The sequence below is a fragment of the Microbacterium sp. NPDC057407 genome (assembly GCF_042803895.1).
Classification (GTDB): domain Bacteria; phylum Actinomycetota; class Actinomycetes; order Actinomycetales; family Microbacteriaceae; genus Microbacterium.
Map to the genome: position 1 here is coordinate 735,871 of NZ_JBHVCA010000001.1, position 16,969 is coordinate 752,839.

A 16,969-nucleotide genomic window follows, 5' to 3' on the forward strand; every position below is an offset into this window, starting at 1 on the left:
CAACCGGGTCACAGCCAGTGGCGCCGCTTGAACGTGAGGTACAGGGCGGCGCTGGTCGCGGCCATGAGTCCCACCGCCATCGGGTAGCCCCACGGCCACTCGAGTTCAGGCATGTACTCGAAGTTCATGCCGTAGATCGTGCCCACCAGGGTCGGACCGAAGAGGATGGCCGCCCAGGCCGAGATCTTCTTGACCTGCTCGTTCTGAGCGAGCGCCGTGTCGGTCTGGCGCTGCGTCACCAGCGTCGCGTTGACGGTCAGCGCGTTCTCGAGCGTGACGCGGAAGCCGGTGATCCGCTCGATCGTCTTGAGGGCGTGGTCCTGCACGTCACGGAGCGCCCGCTGCAACTCGATGTCGACACCGTACTTGTCGGCGCCGCGAAGCAATCCGGTCAGCATGTCGGCCAGGGGCTGGGTGGCCCGCTGCAGGGCGAGCACTTCGCGGGACAGCTCGTAGATGCGCCGGGAGAGGCCGGGATCGTCGCCGGTGAAGAGGGCGTCCTCGATCTCGTCGATGTCGTTCTCGACCCCCGCCAGCACCGGAAGGTATTCGTCGACCACCTCGTCGAGGATCGCGTAGAGGACCGCTTCGGGACCGCGGGCGAGCAGCTCGGGCTGTTCTTCGAGTCGTCGGCGGACACGCGCCAGGTCGGGCGACTCGGCGTGTCGAATGGTGACGACGAAATCCGGTCCGACGAAGACATGCAATTCTCCGAATTCGACCGTCTCGGATTCGTCGATGTAGCGGGCGGGTCGCAGGACGATGAAGAGGATGTCGCCGTAGCGTTCCAGCTTCGACCGCTGGTGGCCGTTCAGGGCATCCTCGACGGCCAGCGGGTGGAGTGAGAATTCTGCCGCGACCTGCTGAATTTCTTCTGGGGTGGGACGAAACATGCCGATCCACGCCATACCGCCCCGCGCGCGCATGTACTCGAAGGTGTCGGACAGGCTGGTGGGGTTCTCGATGCGGGCCCCCGCGACGTAAACGCCGTTGTCGATGATCGGCATGGTCCCATTCTTTACGTTCAGAGATATATCGGTTGCACACGCCGAAACCATTCAATGTCAACGCGCCCTTTTCGGCGTGTAAGGCGATAACGTCTGCATTGCAGGCGTCCCCAGCGCTTGCCGGCGGAGATCTGTTCCCCAACTACTCCGCTATTACCGAGTGGCGTTTCGTCATCTCCGGGTGCGAGCCCGCCGCTGACGGTAGCCGGGTTCCGGGCGTCCCCAGCGCCCGGGACCTGGTGCGCTGAGTGCCGGGGCGGGGATCGGACGTATCTCGTCTGGTCCCCGCCCTGAGCCCCCGACGTGCGCGGACGCGAGTGCGGACGTCATGACCGCGGCGCGCTGCGCGATGCCGGCGTCGCGCCGACGGCCAGCGCCGCGATGCCCGTGACTCCGGCGAGGGCGGCGAGACCGACCGGCAGGCTCACCGCTGTCGCGACCGCCCCCACCAAAAGGGGTCCGGCGCTGTCGCCGAGCTCACGGCCCAGTTCGGCGGATCCCATCGTTCGCCCGAGGCGTTCGGGTGGGGTGGAGTCGGCGAGGGCTGCGAAACCGAACGGCGTGACGATGCCGATGCCGGCCCCGATCAGCACCGCCGCGCCGTACAGGCCGATGGCACCCCAGGGCGCGGCGGCTGCCAGCACGCCCGCAGCCGTCACGACGAGTCCGATCGCCGTGCCGAGGCGGTCGCCGAGTCGGGAGCTGTCACGGTGGTTGCCGACCCACGGCTGCACGACGGTGGAGGTCAGCGCGAGCACCGACGCGATGCCGACCGCGCTGAGCAGGCCCGACCCGTCCTGTGCGGCCAGGGCCGGGAGGAAGCCGACGGATGCCCCGAGCACGGCGGTGGAGGTCGCCAGGGCGAGCGTCGGCACGAGGAACCGGCGGTCGGTGGTCTGTCGTACGAGGTCGACGACCGTGTAGCGCGGTCGCGGCAGGGGAGGGATGGGCGGCAGGGCGATCGCGACCCAGACCGCGGTGACCGCGGCGGCGCCCGAGAGGACGGCGAACAGCAGGGGGAGGCCGCCTCAGCCGATGAGCAGCGCGGCCAGAAGCGGCCCCAGGGTGTAGCCGAGGCTCTTCCACGAGCCGTAGCGGCCGAAGTAGCGTCCGGTGCGTGCGGCCCCGGCGAGCCGTGCCACACCGGCCGAGGACGCGGGGGAGAAGGCGGCGGCCGCCGCCCCCTGGCCGAGGCGGGCGATCGCGAGCAGCACCGCATTCTCGGCGCCGAGGCCGACGAGCGAGAGCGCGGCGAACGCGACGAGCCCGCCCACGATGACCGGCTTCGGGCCGATGCGATCGGACAGAGACCCGAACACGGGCTTCAGCACCACCTCGGCGATGTCGTACAGGGCGAGCAGGAGCCCGATGCGCAGCAGGCTGAGTCCCACCTCCTCGCCGGAGGCGCCGAGGCCGGCGGCGACGCTGAAGGCCCCGAAAGCGGTGACGAACCCCGCGGCGTAGAGGGGTGCGATCCGAGCGCGCGGAACCGCGGTCTCGTTCGTCAGGGTCACACGCGCCTCCGCTGCGGTCGTCTCGCTCGATCGTAGTGTCGGCCCCTGACACCGGACGGGAGCGCAAGAATCGACCCATGGCGACCCGGCTGCTCCTCATCTCCGACACGCACATCCCGGGGCGCGCGCGGCGCCTGCCCGACGCGGTGCTTCGCGAAGCGGATGCCGCGGACCTCGTGATCCACGCGGGAGACTGGGTCGCGGCATCCGTTCTCGACGAACTCGAGCAGCACGGCGACGTCCTCGGCGTCTACGGCAACAATGACGGCGCCGACCTGCGCTCCCGGCTCCCCGAGGTCGCGCACCGGGTGATCGACGGTGTGCGCCTGTCCGTCGTGCACGAGACCGGGCAGAGAGCGCGCCGCGAGGTGAGGATGGATGCCGCGTTCCCCGACACCGATGTGCTCGTGTTCGGCCACAGCCACATCCCGTGGGAGAGCGTGTCGCCCCGCGGGATGCGACTTCTCAATCCGGGGTCGCCCACCGACCGGCGCCGGCAGCCGGCGCACACCATGATGACCGCGCTCGCCGACGACGGCGGCCTGAGCGACGTGAGGCTGATCGAGCTCTGACGCTGTCGCGCGCCGGGCGTCGCGCACCCGCTTCCCGCCGGCGCGAACCAGGAGGATACTGAGCCTCGGCTGGACGATCCGGGGCGCTCGGCGGTATTTCCGCGACCTGACGGCGCTCATAGCAGTAACCGGTGCTGCGCTGGGGCAGCGCCCTTCCCTTCTCGGCGGGAGGAAGCCGATGAACACGATCGATCTCCTCGAACTGCGGATCCACGGCATCGCCAACTCCCCGCCCGCAGCCGCGCTCCTGGCGACCGACGAAGAGATCGAGCGTGCCGACGGCGACATGCAGGGGTCGTTCTGGCGGATCAAGCGGCCGACGGGCTTCTCGGTGACGGCCGCGTCGGCCGAGGCATCCGGCGATCCCCACGAGCCCATGCCGACCGCCGAAGCGTACTGGTGGGGGAATCAGGCGCGCACGGGCGGCACCGGGCTGGCCCTGGTAGGGCGGGTGATCGTGCACATCGGCTGGCTTCTCGTGCTGCCGTTCGGCCTGTGCAATCTGGCCTATTGGGCCCGGCGCGACATCAAAGGGGAGGTCGAGACCCCCGAGCTGTGGCACAGCGGCGACGGCGCCGGGCTGATCCGCGTGTTCGCGCTGTTGCAGACGCTGTTCTACACGGTGGGTCTGCTGGCGGTGTCCGTGCACCTGATCGGCATCCAGTGCTTCCCCGCGCCGGAGGACGACGGACCTGTCGAGGTATGCGCGGCGCTTCCGGGATTCCTGAACTTCCTCGTCGACCTGACCCCGAACGCCCGGGCGGCGCTGCTCGCCGTCGTCCCGATCGCCGTGATCCTGTTCCTCTATGTGGTCAGCCGCCGGGCGCGGGCGGGCTTTCACCCCTTGACGTCCTTCGACGAGGAGCTGGTCGGCTCGCCGGTGGCGCCGACGGATGCCTCGGCCCCGGCGGCCTCGGGCGCCGAGGTCTCCGGATCGCCCGGCGCGGCCTCCGGCGCGGGCTCGGACGGCGGCGCCGACGCTGGCTCACTGCTCGGCGGGTCGGCGGTGGATGGCCCGGGTGAAGCATCCGACGTCGACGACTCGTCCGCGCCGCCGCGGCCCGCGCTGCTCGGGTCGGTCGGCTTCTGGCAGCGCCCGCGGACCGCCGAGGCGGCCGAGCGGACCCACCTGGCCGCGGTCTTCGCGTTCGTCGTGATGACCCTGTCCGTGGATGCCGTGCTCGATGCGACCGGTCTCGGCCTCACCGAGGTGTGGCTGCAGGGCAGCAGCGCGTGGCGCGAGGCGCCGTTCCCGGCGGTCATGGCTCTCGTCGGCGGGGGGCTGGTGCTGTGCACCGTGGCGCTCGCGTGGGGCGGTGCGCTCAGCGGCAGGATGACGGCCGTCCGCGTGCGCCGGGGGCTCGCGACGTGGCTCATGGTCGCCTCCATCGTCGCCTTCGCCGTCTGGCTGTCGTGGGCGTTCTTCGTCGACAGCGCCGCGCCCGTGCCGCCGCCGAACGGCGCCGCGGCCGACGGTCTCAGCGGCATGGTCGTCGCGCCCACGGTCATCGCCGCGGTCGGCGCGCTGATCGCGCTCGCGAGCCTCTCGTGGGGCTACGGGCGCGGCATCCAGGTCGTGTGCGGGGTCTTGATCCTCGGTGCGCTGGGGTTCGCCGTCGTGGCCACCCTGCGCGCCGACGACCCCGACGCCACCAACCTCATGACCTACATCGCCGCCGGGCTCGTGATCGCCGCCGTCATCGCGTCGTATGCGCCCCTGCTCGTGCGGGAGAACCGGACCCGCGCCAGATACGCCGGCTGGCGGGGCAACGGAGCCGCCGTGGCGCTGCTGTCGGCATGGTTCGCGTCGCTCGTGATCACGAGCCTTCTCGTTCTCGGGGTGTACTCGTGGCTGTCGACACCGTCCGACAGCACGGCCACCCGGGCGTTCCTGCGGACGGTGCGCGACGCGATCACCAACACCGAGGCCGAGGACACGCCGGTGATCGAGCTGCCGGTGTTCTACTCCCGGTTCGCGACGATGCTCGTGGTGATCCTGACGGTCGTGATCATCGCCGCCGTGCTCGCCATGATCGGAGGTCTGCGCAAGTTCCCCGCCTTCAGCGTGCCCGGGCTGATGTTTCCCGACGACCTGCGCGGCGAAGACCTGGCGCTGCAGAAGGACCGCGACGGCTACTACGGCGGTGTCGGGCGGATCTTCGTCCCGGGATCGCCGCGCAGCGTCGACGCGACCGAGCCGTGCGAGAAGTGGCGCACCGAAGCCGTCTCGGTCGACGACTACCCCACCTTCGAGCACCGTCCGGGCGGACGCCTCCGCGAGGTGGCGAGCGCCCGTCGCGTGGCGGGTCTGGCCCAGCGTGGCGAGCCGATCCTGTTCCTGCTGTCGGTGTTGACCGCCGCCGCGCTGCTCGTGCTCGGCATCCCGACTCTCGGCTCGATGCTCGCGGAGTTCGCGGTGTGGGAGCGCATCAACGCGCTGTCGGGATGGGCGCTGGGACTCCTCGCCCTGGCCGCTGTCGGATGGGTGGTGGCCAACGCCGTGACCTCCGACGAACGGCCCCTCGGTCTGGTCTGGGACATTGTGTGCTTCTTCCCCCGGGCCGGGCACCCGTTCACGGCGCCGTGCTACGCGGAGCGCGCCGTTCCGGAGGTCGCCAAGCGGGTGCGGCATCACATCGACGACTCCCGGAGGGCGGGGAGGGACCCGCAGGTGATCCTGTCGGCGCACTCGATGGGTGCGACGATCGCGGTGGCGGTGATCTTCATGCTCGGGCAGGAGGACGACGACCGCGTCAAGGCGGCGATGAAGGCCGGGCTCGACCCGGCCCGGGTCGATCGGTATGTCGATCGGGTGGCGCTGCTGACGCACGGCGTGCAGCTGCGCGCCTACTTCAGCCGCTTCTTCCCGGAGGTGTTCGGGCACCGGGTGCTGGGTACGCGGGGAACCCGCGGTCCTGCGCTCGTGCGCGCGGATCCGTGGGAGAAGCAGGTGATCGAGGAGGCGAAGCACCCGTACGAGGGATTCGGCCCCGATGAGGACCCCGTGACGGTCGTCCGGCTGCTTGGCGGGGCGCATCTCGGCACCGATCACGCCGTGCAGCCGCGGTGGCGGAGCCTGTGGCGGCGCACCGACTTCCTCGGCTTCCCCGTGCACGGCTACGCCAGCAACGTGGTGCGCGATCACGACGGCACCTGCCGCAACGAGAACCTCATCGACCGGGGCGCGACGGAGCGCTCGCCGCAGTCCTACCTGTGGCGGATCGCGCGGCACGACAACTACCTGTCGACGGCCCAGTACCGCGCGGCGCGCGATGAACTCGTGGCGATGCTGCGGTCGGAGCGGCCGAAGATCGCTCGGCAGGAGAAGCCGACGTCGCGCCGGGAGGCCGCCGGGCGCCAGGCCTGAGGCATCCGGGCTCGCCCGCCCTCGGGGGCATCCCGGGCTCGTCGGCCCTCGTGCATACCCGGTTCGCCCTGTCCGGCCAGGGGTTCGGGGCGCGGTTCGTGCGCGACATCCCGGGTCCACCCGCGGGTCGCGCCGGTGACGCGCCCCAAGCTCGTCCCCGCGCGCACGCTGTGAAGTCGCCGGGCGCGCTATCCGCAGTCGACCGCGATCACCGAGCCGTCGGCGGCGAGGGCGGCGCGCTGCGCTGAGTGGTACGCCTCCTCCTTCGGGTGGGCGGGGTAGCCGTCGCGCGAGTCGTACCTGGCCACGGCGAGCCCCGCCTCCAGTTGCAGAGACCCGACGTCGACGCCGGCCGGGGTCGTCACGAAGCGAAGGAGGCGCCCGTACCGGTCCTGATCGTTCTGCCCCGGTGGAAGCTCGAGGAGGACCGTGTCGCCCGGGGCGACGACACGGGAGACGGATGCCGCGGCCTCATCGTGTCCGCACTCTCCGCGCTCAGGGGTGTCGATCCCGATGATGCGAACGGTCCCCGCCGACGTCTCGACGGTGTCGCCGTCGATCACCGACACGAGAGTCGCCTGCTCCTCGCTCCCGACGGCTTCGCTCTCGTCGGGCACTGCGGGGGCCTCGACCGCGGAGTCGCTCGTCGGTGGCCACGGGAAGGGGAGGTAACCGTTCGCAATCGCATAGCCGAGCGCGACGGCCACCACGACCAGGACGAGCGGCAACCCCGTCGCGCGTCGGCGTCGCTTCGCCATCGCCACCACCTCCGCTCGAACGACAGCCTCTCCACGATGCCAGGGGCTTCGGACGTCGCCGCGCACCTCGATCGCGCGTGTCGCCCGGGCAGAATGAGGGTGTGACGAGTCGATTCACCGTGGTGACCGTTGTGCCGGCGGCCCGGGCAGAGATCTTCGGCATCTCGCTCGACATCGACGCCCACGTCGCCTCGATGTCCCAGTCGGGCGAGCGCGCGGTCGGCGGCGTCACGGCGGGTCGGATCGCCCTGGGCGAGACGGTCACCTGGCGGGCCCGTCATTTCGGGATCTGGTTCACGATGACCTCGCAGATCACCGAGCTGGACGAGCCTGAGCGTTTCGTCGACCGTCAGGTCAGCGGGCCGTTCAAGGTGTTCGAGCACGAGCATCGGTTCGATGTGACCGCCGCCGGCACGCGCATGGCCGACGTCATCACCGTCGCGTCGCCGATCTTCGGAGTGCTCGCCGAACGGCTGGTGCTGGTGCCGTACCTGCGTCATCTCATCGCGAAGCGGAACCGCCATCTCGTTGCCGCCCTCGCGGGCACGTCCCGCGGCTGACCGGTCGGCGAAAGGGTCGACATCGTCGGGTCTCCTAGGTCCATTGGTCGTTCGCGGAAGCGACGTAGCGGTCCGGCTCCGGCGCGCGGTTGAAACGCCGGCCGGTGAGCGCGTCGGGCGTGATCTTCACCCACCGGTACTTCAAGGTGGGAATCCAGGGCCGCAGCGGCAGCGCGTCGAGCGCGTCGATCTCGCTCTGCAGCTCGACGCGGCTGGCGGTGCCCTTCACCACGACGCTCGCGGCGGATGCGTCGTCGTATTCGTCGATCTCGAACGCGACGCGCGGGTTCGCGGTCAGACCGGCGAGCTTGGATCCCGGCGCGGTGCGGAAGTACAGGCGTCCACCGTCGACCACAAAGTTGACGGGGAAGATCTCCTGGTCGCCCGCGACGTTGATCGCCATTCGGCCGAGCTCGGCGTGCTCCAGCAGGTCCCAGCATTCTTCTTCGTCGAGTTTCACGACGACGTCGTCGGCGGTGTCCATGAGTCGACGACACCACCGGCCGGCCGACTTGTCCGGGTCGAAAGTCCCGCGGGCGAACGCGACCGCCGATGCTCCGGGCGAGACGGCCCAGTCAAGACAGCGCCCCTGGAGGGACTCGAACCCCCAACCGTTTCCTTAGGACGGAACTGCTCTTCCATTGAGCTACAGAGGCTGGCCCCCTGAGTCTAGCCGCCATCGCCGGGCATCCGAGCGAAGGTGGGATAGCGTCGCACCGTGAGAACACGGCGGGGTGCGGCATCCGTCTTCGCCCTCACGGCGACCGTCGTCGCGCTCACCGCGTGCGCGCCCGCAGGCGGCGCAGCCGTGCGACTGCCGCCCGAGAACGCGGTACCCGACTATCAGCTCGGCGCCGCCTACGAGCCGCCCGACGGAGTGACGGTGGTCGCTCGGGATCGCACCGCCGACCCCGCCGACGGCGTGTACTCCATCTGCTACCTCAACGCGTTCCAGACGCAGCCGGGCGAGCTCGCCGACTGGCCGGGCGAACTGATCCTGCGCAGCGCCGATGGTCCGCTCTTCGACCCCGACTGGCCCGGCGAGGCGCTGCTCGACACCTCTACCGAGACCAAGCGGCAGGCGATCGCCGACATCGTCGTGCCGTGGATCCGCGACTGCGCCGAGGCGGGGTTCGACGCCGTCGAGTTCGACAACCTCGACACCTACACCCGCAGCGGCGGGGCGCTGACGTTCGGCGACAACCTCGCCCTCGGGAGGGTCCTCGTCGGCGCCGCCCATGAGGCTGGACTCGCGGCGGCTCAGAAGAACGCCGCCGAGGACGCCCGCGTGCTCCGCGACGAGGGCCGCTTCGACTTCGCGATCTCCGAGGAATGCGCCGCCTACGACGAATGCGCCGCCTACCTCGACGTCTACGGCGAACACGTCGTCAACGTCGAGTACGGCGACCCGGTCGCTTTCGCCGCGGCCTGTGAGGGGGGACGGATGCCTCGCGCCTCCGTCCTGCGCGACCGTGATCTCGTCGCGCCCGACGATGCCGCCTACGTCTTCGAGCTCTGCGCCGCCGACTGAGCCGGCCGCCGCTCTCTTCGTCCCTGACCTCGCCGGACCCGACAGCGGCCCCGGTGCCGAAGCACCGGGGCGGCTGCACACCTGGAGCGTCAGGCCTGCGTGCCCAGCGCGAAGCGCATCGAGCCGTCGTCCGCCAATTCGGCGTCGAGCACCCGATCGTCGAGCACGTGCGCGGCCGTCTCGTCGAGGAACACACGGGCCCCGTCGGTGACGACGATGGTGTCCTGCGGCTCGGGGTCGGCCGTCACACTCAGCTCGAAGCCGGTGTCGGTGCCCGTGTCGCGGATGCGCACGCCTCCGTCCTCGGCCTGGGGAACCCGTGCGACGATCTGCTTGACGGCTTCGGCGGCCGTCGGGGTCATCGTGAGCATGATGTCTCCTTCCGTCGGGACTGCGAGTCAGCCACGATTCCGAGAACGCGGCTCGATCTCAACCTCTCGGCGCCATTCCCACGGTTTTCCCACGTTCCTGGCCCGGGTTGCCGGCGGGGTCTGCCAGGGTGAAGCCATGACACGCATCGGCATCGTCGCCGAGGCGCCCGGTGAGAACCGGGTGGCGGCGACTCCCACCACCGTCCCGAAGCTGCTCGCCCTCGGTTACGAGGTCGTCATCGAGGCCGGAGCGGGGGATCGATCGTCGTTTCCGGATGCCGCGTACCGCGCGGCCGGAGCATCCGTCGTCGACACCGCAGCCGCGTGGGCCGCGCCCATCGTCCTCAAGGTGGACGCGCCGACGCCGGCCGAGATCGCCCGGCTGGCCGACGGAGCCACGATCATCGCGACGCTGAGTCCCGCGCTTCGCCCGGACCTCGTCGAGGCCCTCGCCACGCGCGGCATCACCGCGATCGCGCTCGACGCCGTTCCCCGCATCTCTCGCGCTCAGTCGATGGACGTGCTCAGCTCGATGGCGAACATCTCAGGCTACCGCGCGGTGGTCGAAGCGGCGCACGAGTTCGGCCGGTTCTTCACCGGGCAGGTGACCGCGGCGGGCAAGGTGCCGCCGGCGAAGGTCCTCGTGGCCGGCGCCGGCGTCGCGGGTCTCGCGGCCATCGGCGCGGCGTCCAGCATGGGGGCGATCGTCCGGGCAACCGACCCGCGGCCCGAAGTGGCCGACCAGGTCGCGTCGATCGGGGGCGAATACCTCGAGGTGGTCGTGCCCGACGAGCAGAAGCAGGTGTCGGCCGACGGGTACGCCACCGGGACCAGCGACGCCCATGACCGGCGTGCCGCCGAGATCTACTCCGAGCAGGCGGCCGACGTCGACATCGTCATCACGACCGCCCTCATCCCGGGGCGGCCCGCGCCACGCCTCATCACCGCCGCCGACGTCGCCCGCATGAGGCCCGGCAGCGTCATCGTCGACATGGCTGCCGCGCAGGGCGGCAACGTCGAGGGGTCGGTGGCGGGGGAGCGGGTCGTCACCGACAACGGCGTCGTCATCCTGGGCTACACCGACCTTCCCGGCCGCCTCCCGCAGCAGGCGTCGCAGTTGTTCGGCACGAACCTCGTCAACCTGCTCAAGCTCCTCACGCCGGCCAAGGACGGAGAACTCGCCCTCGACTTCGACGATGTCGTGCAGCGCACCGTCACCGTGGTGCGGGCCGGGGAGGTCACCTGGCCGCCGCCGCCCGTGGCCGTCTCGGCATCCCCGCCGAGATCGACCGGTGAGCTCTCTCCCGCGTCGGCGAACGCCGTCGCGAAGCCGTCGTCACGCGTACCTCGCACCGCTCTCGTCGTGGCGGGCATCGCCGTCCTCTTCGCGGTGTGCGCGTTCGCCCCGCCGCCCCTTCCGCAGCACTTCCTGGTGCTGACGCTGGCCGTCGTCGTCGGCTTCTACGTCATCGGCAACGTGGCGCACGCCCTCCACACGCCCCTCATGAGCGTCACCAACGCCATCTCGGGGATCATCGTCGTCGGCGCGATGGTGCAGATCACCGCGCCCGATCCGACGGTGCAGATCCTCGCCGCGGTCGCCGTCCTGCTCGCGAGCATCAACATCTTCGGCGGCTTCGCCGTGACCCGTCGCATGCTCGCCATGTTCCAGAAGGGCGACGCCCGATGACCGGGGCAGCGGGAGCGGTGGCGACCGCCGCGTACATCGTCGCAGCCCTGCTGTTCGTGCTCAGCCTCGCCGGACTCAGCAGGCACGAGACCAGCCGCCGCGGAGTCACCTACGGCATCGTCGGCATGTCGATCGCGCTCGCCGCCACGGTGTGGCTCGTCGCCGACGCCGCCGCCGGCACCGCGAGCGGCGGTCTCGGCCTGACGCTCCTCGTCGTCGCGCTGCTCGTCGGCGGCGCTGTCGGGCTCTGGCGCGCGCGCGTCGTCGAGATGACCGGCATGCCCGAGCTCATCGCCCTGCTGCACTCGTTCGTCGGGCTCGCCGCGGTGCTCGTCGGCTGGAACGGCGCGCTCTCCGACCCCGGCCTGGACGGGGCGCTCGCCGACATCCATCACGCGGAGGTCTTCATCGGGGTGTTCATCGGGGGCGTCACCTTCACCGGCTCGATCGTGGCCTTCCTCAAGCTGTCGGCGCGGATCTCGTCTCGTCCGCTCGTCCTCCCCGGCAAGAACGCCCTGAACCTGGGTGCCCTCGCCCTCTTCGTCGTGCTCACCGTCTGGTACGTCCTGACGCCGGAGCTGTGGCTGCTGGTGCTCGTGACGACGCTGGCGTTCGCGCTCGGCTGGCACCTCGTCGCGTCGATCGGCGGGGGAGACATGCCGGTGGTCGTATCGATGCTCAACAGCTACTCGGGGTGGGCGGCTGCCGCGGCCGGGTTCCTGCTGAACAACGATCTGCTCATCGTGACGGGAGCGCTCGTCGGGTCGTCGGGTGCGTACCTCAGCTACATCATGTGCCGCGCGATGAACCGGTCGTTCCTGTCGGTGATCGCCGGCGGCTTCGGGATCGAGGCGCCGAGCGGGACGGATGCGGCGCAGGGCGAGCACCGCGAGATCGACGCCGAGAGCGCCGCCGACATGCTGGAGGGCGCGTCCTCCGTGGTGATCACCCCGGGATACGGGATGGCGGTCGCGCAAGCGCAGCATGGCGTGGCCGACCTCGTGCAGAAGCTGCGGGAGCGCGGGGTGCAGGTGCGGTTCGGCATCCATCCGGTCGCCGGTCGCCTCCCCGGTCACATGAACGTGCTCCTGGCAGAGGCGAAAGTGCCGTACGACATCGTCCTCGAGATGGACGAGATCAACGACGACCTCGCCGCGACCGATGTCGTTCTCGTGATCGGGGCGAATGACACCGTCAATCCGGCAGCCGCCGAGGACCCGGGAAGCCCGATCGCCGGAATGCCCGTGCTGCGCGTCTGGGAGGCTCAGAACGTGATCGTGTTCAAGCGCTCGATGGCATCGGGATATGCCGGTGTGCCGAATCCGCTCTTCTGGCGCGAAAACACCCAGATGCTGTTCGGCGACGCCAAAGAGCGGATCGACGACATTCTCATGCACCTCTCACGGGTCGCCGGCTGACACGAAAAGGCCGACGGGGATCAACCCGTCGGCCTGTGGACGAATGCGATCAATGCGCGGCTTCATACGCTTCGAGAACGGATGCCGGAACCCGGCCCCGCTCCGACACCTGATGCCCATTCGCTTTCGCCCATTCGCGAATGGCGGTGTAATCCTGTTGGCCGGAACGCCGCCGTTTGCGACCGCTCGACGATGCCCCGCCTCCGGACGTTGCCGCGCTCCGCGACGAGACGCTGCGGGCGGCGCCGATATAGGGAGCGAGCGCGTCGCGCAGCGCAACGGCATTGTCGGCGGTGAGGTCGATCTCATAGGCGACGCCGTCGAGCGAGAACAGGACGGTCTCGCCTTCGCCTATTTCGAGGACGGTTCCGTCGAGGTCGTCGACGAGTTGATGCACAATTCTGCGAGCCATGGGATGCACACTACGCCGAATTGTCGCAGAGCGGGCACATCCCGACTGGACGAGAATTAGCGTTACGGGAGAATCCCCGCGCGCCGTGCGCGTGCGACGGCGGCATGGCGGGTCGAGGCATCCAATTTCGCCATAGCCGACTGCAGATACGACTTGACGGTTCCTTCGCGCAGCGACAATGCGGTCGCGATCTCCGCGTTCGTCGACCCCAGCGCGGCGCAGGCGAGCACGTCGATCTCACGGGGCGACAGCTTCACGTCGAGGTCGGCGGCGGCATCCGTCTCGCTGCTCGTGAGCGCCGCGAGACGCTGTTCGACGCGCTGCAGACGCTCGCGCACGAGCGGATCGTCGACCGATGCCGCAACGCTGCGGAGCTCTGCATACGTCTCGCGCAGTTCCTCCCGGGCGGCGGGCGCGAGAGCGGATGCCTCGCCCGCCGGTGTCGAGAGCTTCAGGCGGCGTTCGACCTCCTCGCGGATCCGCAGTTCGCTCGAGAGCTCGTCGGCGACGGCGAACGCGGGCCGCGCGACGACGTCGCCCACCGCGGCCTCGGCCCACGATCCGCAGTAGATGACGCCGCGGGCCCGTCCGCTGACCAGCACCGGCACAGCGAACAGCGTCGCGATGCCCTCGCCGAGCACGTGCCGGTCGTAGTCGTGGGTGATGGTGCGGGAGGAGCGGTAGTCGAGCGCGAGGCGCGGGCGCTTCTCGACGAGGGCTCGCCCGCCCAGGCCGCGGGACGCCTGCACGACCAGGCCTTCGAGGCTGCGCGTGCGCGCGCCCACGATCGACGTGACGTGGATGGCGTCGTCGTGCTCGAGTCCGCCGAACGCGACGGGGAAGTGAGTGCGCCGCACCAGATCCGCGACCGCGCGCGCCAGCACCTGCTCATCGCTCTCGGTGCCGCGGGATCTCTGGGTGGCGATGTAGGAGCTCACGCACTACCTACTTCCGGGGGTGACGGCGTCGTCGCCGCTTTTCGTAGCGTCGACCATACCACCAGGTCGGACGCTCGCCCCGCCGCCCGGGAGGACCCCCACGGCGCATCGCAGCGCCCCCCATGAGGCAAGGAGGCCACATGCCCGATCCCCGGATCGAGACCGCCCCACCGGGCGGCATCGACTACATCGCGGTGGAGGAATCGCCGCGATTCGTCGAGCTCAAGCGACGTCAGCGCGGGTTCGTCTTCCCGATGGCCATCGCGTTCCTCGTCTGGTACTTCGCGTACGTCCTGCTGTCGTCGTTCGCCCCCGCGTTCATGTCCCAGCGTGTCTGGGGCGACATCACGGTGGGCCTGCTGTTCGGCCTCGGCCAGTTCGTGACGACCTTCGCGATCACCATGACCTACGTCTGGTACGCCAACCGCAAGCTCGACCCGATCTCGGAGGAGATCCGCGACGAGCTCGAGCGCGAGGAGGCGAAGGCATGAACGACGTCTTCGGTGCTGTCGCCGCCGCTGTCACCACGGTCGAGAACAATCCGGTGCTGAACATCTCGATCTTCGGCGCCTTCGTGGCGGTGACGCTGTTCATCGTGATCCGCGCGAGCCGCAACAACAAGACGGCGGCCGACTACTACGCCGCCGGACGCTCGTTCACGGGGCCGCAGAACGGCTTCGCGATCTCGGGCGACTACCTGTCGGCCGCGTCGTTCCTCGGGATCTGCGGGGCGATCGCGATCAACGGCTACGACGGCTTCCTCTACTCGATCGGCTTCCTGGTCGCGTGGCTGGTCGCCTTGCTGCTCGTCGCCGAGCTGATGCGCAACACCGGCAAATTCACGATGGCCGACGTGCTGTCGTTCCGCCTCAAGGAGCGTCCGGTCCGGATGGCCGCCGCGATCACGACCCTCGCCGTCTGCTTCTTCTATCTGCTCGCGCAGATGGCGGGCGCCGGCGGTCTGGTGTCGCTGCTGCTGGGCATCACCGAGGCGGTCGGGCAGTCGATCGTGGTCGCGGTCGTCGGCGTGCTGATGATCGTCTACGTGCTCGTGGGCGGCATGAAGGGCACGACGTGGGTGCAGATCGTCAAGGCGTTCCTCCTCATCGGCGGCGCGCTCGTGATGACGATCTGGGTGCTCGCGATCAACGGCTTCAGCCTCAACACGCTGCTCGAGAACGCGGTGGCGGCGTCGCCGAAGGGCGAGGCGATCCTCGGACCGGGCCTGCAGTACGGCGCCAACCCGTGGGACTTCATCTCGCTCGCGATCGCGCTGGTGCTCGGCACCGCCGGTCTGCCGCACGTGCTGATGCGCTTCTACACGGTGCCCACCGCCAAGGAGGCTCGTCGCTCCGTGGTGTGGGCGATCTGGCTGATCGGCCTGTTCTACCTCCTGACCCTCGTGCTGGGCTACGGCGCCGGCGCGCTCGTCGGGCCGGAGACGATCGCGGCGGCCCCCGGCGGCGTGAACTCGGCGGCTCCGCTCCTGGCGCTGGCGCTCGGCGGGCCGGTGCTGCTCGGCTTCATCTCGGCGGTCGCGTTCGCGACGATCCTCGCCGTGGTGGCCGGACTCACCATCACGGCCGCGGCGTCGTTCGCGCACGACATCTACGCGAACGTCGTGAAGAAGGGCGACGTGCCGCCGGACGGTGAGGTGAAGGTCGCCCGCCGCACGGTGATCGTCATCGGCATCCTGGCCATCATCGGCGGCATCGGCGTGCAGGGTCAGAACGTGGCGTTCCTCGTGGCGCTCGCGTTCGCCGTCGCGGCCTCGGCGAACCTGCCGACCATCCTGTACTCGCTGTTCTGGCGCCGGTTCACCACGCGGGGAGCGGTGTGGAGCATGTACGGCGGGCTCGCCGCCGCGGTGATCCTCATCTTCCTCTCGCCGGTGTTCTGGGGGACCGAGACCAGCGTCTTCAAGGTGGGGACGGCCATCTGGCCGCTCAACAACCCCGGCATCGTGTCGATCCCGCTCGGGTTCTTCCTCGGATGGCTCGGTTCCGTGACCTCGCGCCGGGCAGAAGACCGGCGCAAGGCCGCCGAGATGGAGGTGCGCTCGCTGACCGGCTTCGGAGCCGAGAAGGCGACACACCACTGACGCTGCTGCGAGATCCGCACGGCCCGGGCGCTCCGTCGCCCGGGCCGTGCTTCGTGCGGGCGGCCTACACGCCCGCCGTCGGGAGGTCGGATGCTTCGGGGGCTCGGGATCAGCCGGCACCCCTTCCCTGCTCGTGATCGATGAGCCACCTCTTGACCTCGGGGTGCCCGCCGTACTCGCCGAGGGATCCGTCGGCGCGCACGACCCGGTGCACCGGCACGACCACCGAGAAGGGGGTCGTCGCGCACGCCGTGCCGACGGCGCGAGCCGCGCGCTCGCTGCCGGCGGCGATCGCCACCTCGCCGTAGCCGGCGGTCTCGCCGTACGGGATCCTGCGGACCGCCTCGAGCGCGTCGCGCGTGAAGCCGCGCACCAGGCGCCAGTCGAGCGGGAGATCGAACTGGCGTCGGTCTCCGTCGAAGTACTCGTCGAGCTCGACGACGGCATCCATCGCGAAGCGCGACGCCGGATCGTCAGCGGCAGAGGCCGCGTCGGCGGCCGGGACCGGAACGGCTCGCAGCGCCAGCCCCACGCGGTCGAGTTCGACGCCGAGGGGGCTCTCGAACGGATGCAGCCAGGCGATGCCGTCGTCGGTCGCGACGATGAGGATGTCGCCCACCGGCGAAGGATGGACGCGGAAGCGGGGAACGGGCGACGGGGTCATGGGACCATCCTGGCGCGCGCCGCCGCGCTGACGGAGGGACGAACCGTCGCCGGTGGACGCGGCATC

The 16,969-nt window shown here is 70.2% G+C and carries 17 protein-coding genes and 1 tRNA gene; 8 read left to right on the top strand and 10 right to left on the bottom strand.

Annotated elements, in window-relative coordinates; genetic code table 11:
• Positions 1 to 8: 8 nt before the first annotated feature.
• From corA to ACFUTX_RS03560, 3 genes are all read right to left on the bottom strand, one after another.
• Positions 9 to 1,007: a magnesium/cobalt transporter CorA gene (corA, locus tag ACFUTX_RS03550; protein WP_378860804.1), complete on the bottom strand. Its 999-nt coding sequence runs from the start codon at positions 1,005 to 1,007 to the stop codon at positions 9 to 11.
• A gap of 326 nt (positions 1,008 to 1,333) precedes the next feature.
• The gene (locus ACFUTX_RS03555) at positions 1,334 to 1,882 is read right to left on the bottom strand and encodes an MFS transporter (protein WP_378860805.1); all 549 of its coding nucleotides are present in this window, start codon (positions 1,880 to 1,882) and stop codon (positions 1,334 to 1,336) included.
• 153 nt (positions 1,883 to 2,035) lie between these two features.
• Complete coding sequence (locus ACFUTX_RS03560) at positions 2,036 to 2,521, bottom strand: MFS transporter (protein ID WP_378860806.1); 486 nt, start codon at positions 2,519 to 2,521, stop codon at positions 2,036 to 2,038.
• 77 nt (positions 2,522 to 2,598) lie between these two features.
• Here ACFUTX_RS03560 and ACFUTX_RS03565 point away from each other — a divergent pair, with 77 nt between their 5' ends.
• Positions 2,599 to 3,093, top strand: coding sequence for a metallophosphoesterase family protein (locus tag ACFUTX_RS03565; RefSeq protein WP_378860807.1), 495 nt, complete (start codon positions 2,599 to 2,601; stop codon positions 3,091 to 3,093).
• Between the two features lie 178 nt (positions 3,094 to 3,271).
• Entirely contained in the window at positions 3,272 to 6,460 is a 3,189-nt protein-coding gene (locus ACFUTX_RS03570) for a hypothetical protein (RefSeq protein ID WP_378860808.1), read from the top strand.
• A 188-nt stretch (positions 6,461 to 6,648) separates the two neighbouring features.
• On the opposite strand, the gene ACFUTX_RS03575 is transcribed toward ACFUTX_RS03570, so the two are convergent.
• A complete protein-coding gene (locus tag ACFUTX_RS03575) occupies positions 6,649 to 7,218 on the bottom strand; it encodes a thermonuclease family protein (RefSeq protein ID WP_378860809.1) in 570 nt (189 codons plus the stop codon).
• Between the two features lie 101 nt (positions 7,219 to 7,319).
• Between ACFUTX_RS03575 and ACFUTX_RS03580 the strand changes: the two genes are divergently transcribed.
• Complete coding sequence (locus tag ACFUTX_RS03580; protein WP_378860810.1) at positions 7,320 to 7,778, top strand: cyclase; 459 nt, start codon at positions 7,320 to 7,322, stop codon at positions 7,776 to 7,778.
• 34 nt (positions 7,779 to 7,812) lie between these two features.
• On the opposite strand, the gene ACFUTX_RS03585 is transcribed toward ACFUTX_RS03580, so the two are convergent.
• Together ACFUTX_RS03585 and ACFUTX_RS03590 are read right to left on the bottom strand one after the other, a co-directional pair.
• A complete protein-coding gene (locus tag ACFUTX_RS03585; protein ID WP_378860811.1) occupies positions 7,813 to 8,262 on the bottom strand; it encodes a pyridoxamine 5'-phosphate oxidase family protein in 450 nt (149 codons plus the stop codon).
• Between the two features lie 100 nt (positions 8,263 to 8,362).
• Positions 8,363 to 8,434, bottom strand: a tRNA-Arg gene (locus ACFUTX_RS03590).
• 62 nt (positions 8,435 to 8,496) lie between these two features.
• Here ACFUTX_RS03590 and ACFUTX_RS03595 point away from each other — a divergent pair.
• Entirely contained in the window at positions 8,497 to 9,309 is an 813-nt protein-coding gene (locus tag ACFUTX_RS03595) for an endo alpha-1,4 polygalactosaminidase (protein ID WP_378860812.1), read from the top strand.
• 89 nt (positions 9,310 to 9,398) lie between these two features.
• On the opposite strand, the gene ACFUTX_RS03600 is transcribed toward ACFUTX_RS03595, so the two are convergent.
• Positions 9,399 to 9,680, bottom strand: a complete 282-nt coding sequence (locus tag ACFUTX_RS03600) for a Fe-S cluster assembly protein HesB (protein ID WP_378860813.1) — start codon at positions 9,678 to 9,680, stop codon at positions 9,399 to 9,401.
• 136 nt (positions 9,681 to 9,816) lie between these two features.
• On the opposite strand from ACFUTX_RS03600, the gene ACFUTX_RS03605 reads away from it, so the two are divergent.
• Together ACFUTX_RS03605 and pntB are read left to right on the top strand one after the other, a co-directional pair.
• Positions 9,817 to 11,370, top strand: coding sequence for a Re/Si-specific NAD(P)(+) transhydrogenase subunit alpha (locus ACFUTX_RS03605; protein WP_378860814.1), 1,554 nt, complete (start codon positions 9,817 to 9,819; stop codon positions 11,368 to 11,370).
• Positions 11,367 to 12,788 carry a Re/Si-specific NAD(P)(+) transhydrogenase subunit beta gene (pntB, locus tag ACFUTX_RS03610; RefSeq protein WP_378860815.1) on the top strand — a complete coding sequence of 474 codons (1,422 nt, stop codon included), beginning with the start codon at positions 11,367 to 11,369 and terminating at the stop codon, positions 12,786 to 12,788. Before ACFUTX_RS03605 ends, pntB begins: the two co-directional genes overlap by 4 nt.
• 49 nt (positions 12,789 to 12,837) lie before the next feature.
• Here the strand turns inward: pntB and ACFUTX_RS03615 are convergent, their stop codons facing one another.
• Positions 12,838 to 13,200 carry an Lsr2 family protein gene (locus ACFUTX_RS03615; RefSeq protein WP_378860816.1) on the bottom strand — a complete coding sequence of 121 codons (363 nt, stop codon included), beginning with the start codon at positions 13,198 to 13,200 and terminating at the stop codon, positions 12,838 to 12,840.
• Between the two features lie 62 nt (positions 13,201 to 13,262).
• A complete protein-coding gene (locus tag ACFUTX_RS03620) occupies positions 13,263 to 14,138 on the bottom strand; it encodes a LuxR C-terminal-related transcriptional regulator (RefSeq protein ID WP_378860817.1) in 876 nt (291 codons plus the stop codon).
• Between the two features lie 140 nt (positions 14,139 to 14,278).
• Here ACFUTX_RS03620 and ACFUTX_RS03625 point away from each other — a divergent pair, with 140 nt between their 5' ends.
• Positions 14,279 to 14,629: a DUF485 domain-containing protein gene (locus ACFUTX_RS03625; RefSeq protein ID WP_378860818.1), complete on the top strand. Its 351-nt coding sequence runs from the start codon at positions 14,279 to 14,281 to the stop codon at positions 14,627 to 14,629.
• Complete coding sequence (locus ACFUTX_RS03630) at positions 14,626 to 16,239, top strand: cation acetate symporter (RefSeq protein ID WP_378860819.1); 1,614 nt, start codon at positions 14,626 to 14,628, stop codon at positions 16,237 to 16,239. Before ACFUTX_RS03625 ends, ACFUTX_RS03630 begins: the two co-directional genes overlap by 4 nt.
• A 109-nt stretch (positions 16,240 to 16,348) precedes the next feature.
• Here the strand turns inward: ACFUTX_RS03630 and ACFUTX_RS03635 are convergent, their stop codons facing one another.
• A complete protein-coding gene (locus tag ACFUTX_RS03635; RefSeq protein ID WP_378860820.1) occupies positions 16,349 to 16,903 on the bottom strand; it encodes a methylated-DNA--[protein]-cysteine S-methyltransferase in 555 nt (184 codons plus the stop codon).
• Between the last annotated feature and the right edge of the window lie 66 nt (positions 16,904 to 16,969).